At 70.4% G+C, this 2,609-nt stretch carries 2 protein-coding genes; both read right to left on the minus strand.

Features of this window, described 5'->3' with window-relative positions; all coding sequences use genetic code 11:
- Positions 1-142: 142 nt before the first annotated feature.
- Positions 143-919 carry a calcium-binding protein gene (locus ACFWYS_RS09870; protein WP_384765460.1) on the minus strand — a complete coding sequence of 259 codons (777 nt, stop codon included), beginning with the start codon at positions 917-919 and terminating at the stop codon, positions 143-145.
- Positions 920-982: 63 nt separating this feature from the next.
- Positions 983-1,756 carry a calcium-binding protein gene (locus ACFWYS_RS09875; RefSeq protein ID WP_384765462.1) on the minus strand — a complete coding sequence of 258 codons (774 nt, stop codon included), beginning with the start codon at positions 1,754-1,756 and terminating at the stop codon, positions 983-985.
- Positions 1,757-2,609: the final 853 nt, after the last annotated feature.

Raw genomic sequence — 2,609 nt, forward strand, 5'->3', positions numbered from 1 at the left:
CCGCGGCGGCGCCCGCGCCCGGGCCGCGGGGGGGGGGGCGGCCGCACCCGCGCGGGGGGGCCGCAGGGGCCGCGCCCGCCCCGCGCCGCCCCCCCCCCCCCCCCCCGCCTCCGGCCCGTCCTGCTGTATGACGGGCGGTTGATCAGGGGCAGTTGATGGCCGTGTCGCCGGTGTCACGGTTGCAGGTGTCGAAGCCGAGGCCGCCGTCGAGGCTGTCGTTGGCTATCACGTTGTCCACGGCGTTGAGGGTGTCGTTGCCCTCGGCGCCGTTGTGCGTGTCGTTGCCGCTGCCCCCGGTGAGGGTGTCGTTGCCCTGGTCGCCCCCGAGGGTGTCGTTGCCGTCGTCGCCGTTGAGGGTGTCGTTGCCGGCGTTGCCGTTGATGGTGTCGTTGCCGGCCAGCCCGGAGATCGTGTCGTTGCCGGGGCCGCCGTTGATGGTGTCGTTGCCCGGCGTCGCCCGCAGCCCGGTGGCGGCCGGGTCGTCGCCGACGAGCCGGTCCGCCCGGGGGCCGCCGTTGAGCCGGTCGTCACCCGCACCGCCGAACACTGTTCCGGCGGCCTCCAGGTTCGGGGAGATGGTGATGCTGTCATCGGCGTCGTCGGCGTTGACCCGTATCGACGTGACGGGCAGCGGACACTGTGCCGTGTGCGTCCCCGTCGACTGGCACGGGGCGACGGCGGCCACGGTGTCCCCGGTGTCCGTCACCACGACGACGTTGCCCTGACGCCGGATGGTGATGTCGTTGGCCACACCCTGGTCGGCCGTGACGACCAGAGTCTCGCCCACCTCCTGTACGACCGTGGTGCCGGCCAGGCTTCCGCCGGGGGCCGCACCGGGCGCGGCGGAGGCCGCGGTCAGCGGGGCGCAGGTGAGTGCGCCGATCGCCACCACCGTGGTGCAGATGCTTCGTGTTCTCATCGGTGCCCGCCTTTCGTGTTGTCTCGCCGTGTACGGGACTGGCGTGCTGTTCACTCGCGCTGGTCAGGGGCATCCGCTGACGTTGTCGCCCAAGTCGGCGCGGCAGTCGTCCACGTCCGGGCCGCCTTCGACGTAGTCGTTGCCGCTGACGTTGTCCACGGCGTCGATCGTGTCCCGGCCGTTGCCGCCCTCGGCGTAGTCGTTGCCGGTGCCGGCGACGATCTGCTCGTTGCCGCCGCCGCCGTAGATCACGTCGTTGCCGGCACCGCCGTCCACGATGTCCGAGCCGCCGCGTCCCTCGATGGAGTCGTTGCCGGAGCCGCCGAAGATCCTGTCCGCGTCGGCTCCCCCGGTCAGCGTGTCGTTGCCTGCACCGCCGGAGAGGAAGTCGGATCCCTCGTCGCCTTCGAGGGTGTCGTTGGCGGATCCGCCGTAGAGGTTGTCGTTGCCGGCACCGCCGATGAGCGTGACGCCGAGGGCCGGCAGAGAGGAGGAGACGTTGTCGTCCTGGTCGCCGGCGTTGACCACGAGTTCGGTGGTGTCGGCGGCCCTACAGGCGACTTCGGTGGTGCTGATGGCGGTGCAGTCGCCGGACGGTGCGACCGTGTCTCCGGTGTCTCTGATTCTGATGCTGCCGCCCGACTGCCAGACACTGATCGTGTTGCCCCGTCCGACTCCGGCGGTGACCGTGATGGTGGTGCCGGTCTTGTTCACCAACGTCGTGGCGAAAAGGTGCGGCGTCGGTGCGCCGGCCGCGAGGGCCGCGCCCGTGAGGCACAGAGTGAAACCGCACGCCGTGGCCGCAAGTGCCGCGGTGCGATGACGCGTTCTGTTCATGACCTGCTCCTGACAATAGGAAGTTGAATTCCAATCTCGCAGCCGTGCGCATTGCTTCGCGGCCGTGATGGCCGGTGTTCGGTCAAAGGGCGGCGCCCTTTTGCCTCGATCGCCGAATCAGCCAGACCGCAGCCGGGACCCAATAACCGCCCCAGCGGCGTACAGGGGAAATGTCCTTGCTGCTTTCAACAGTCCTCAGTAGTCCTCGAAAGGTCCCCCACCCCGTCATGCCCGACGCCTGCTCGACCGGGCGATCGGCCCTGGCGTCTGGGCACCCAGAGCATGCCGGGATGCGAAGCGCTGCTGAAGCCGAATTAGCGCCATTGCCGAATGCGCGGTCTCCGCGCGTGGATCGCCGCCTCGACGGAGAAGGATCGCCGACGAGCACAGCCGCTCGACGGTGAAGAACTCGATCGCTGCGCTGGTCGGCGTCATGGAGCAGGCGGTCCGTGACGGCATCATCAAGAGCCACGCGCGCCGGCCCTGCCCGACTGGGAGACCCTCGTCGCGCTGGCCGACGCTCGCGCGGCCGCCTCCCACGACCGGTACCGCGGCCGGGGAGATGTGGTCGTCTTCGCCGCGTCCATTGCCGCACGGATCGGCGAGATCTCAGGCTGCCGCGTCGGGGACATCGACACCAGCCAGTGGATCTGGACCGTACGGCGCCAGACCACACCCGGGGCAAGCGGGCCCGCAAGGTTCCCCGCTGGCCCCGGTCAAGGGCGCCGGTCCCCAACTGGCCCCCAAGAATGATCAAGGGGCCGGTTACGGTTGCCGCCCCAACGGGCCGGAGCGTCGTAGGTGGGCCGGGGGGGCGCCCCGGTTTGTAACAGCGCCCCCCTGCCCCCCCCTA

The sequence above is a fragment of the Streptomyces sp. NPDC059010 genome, assembly GCF_042740355.1.
Classification (GTDB): domain Bacteria; phylum Actinomycetota; class Actinomycetes; order Streptomycetales; family Streptomycetaceae; genus Streptomyces.

Bases quoted from the DNA above. Each gene is read 5' to 3' on its own strand.
- ACFWYS_RS09870 (WP_384765460.1), bottom strand. From the start codon at position 919: ATGAGAACACGAAGCATCTGCACCACGGTGGTGGCGATCGGCGCACTC.
- ACFWYS_RS09875 (WP_384765462.1), bottom strand. From the start codon at position 1,756: ATGAACAGAACGCGTCATCGCACCGCGGCACTTGCGGCCACGGCGTGC.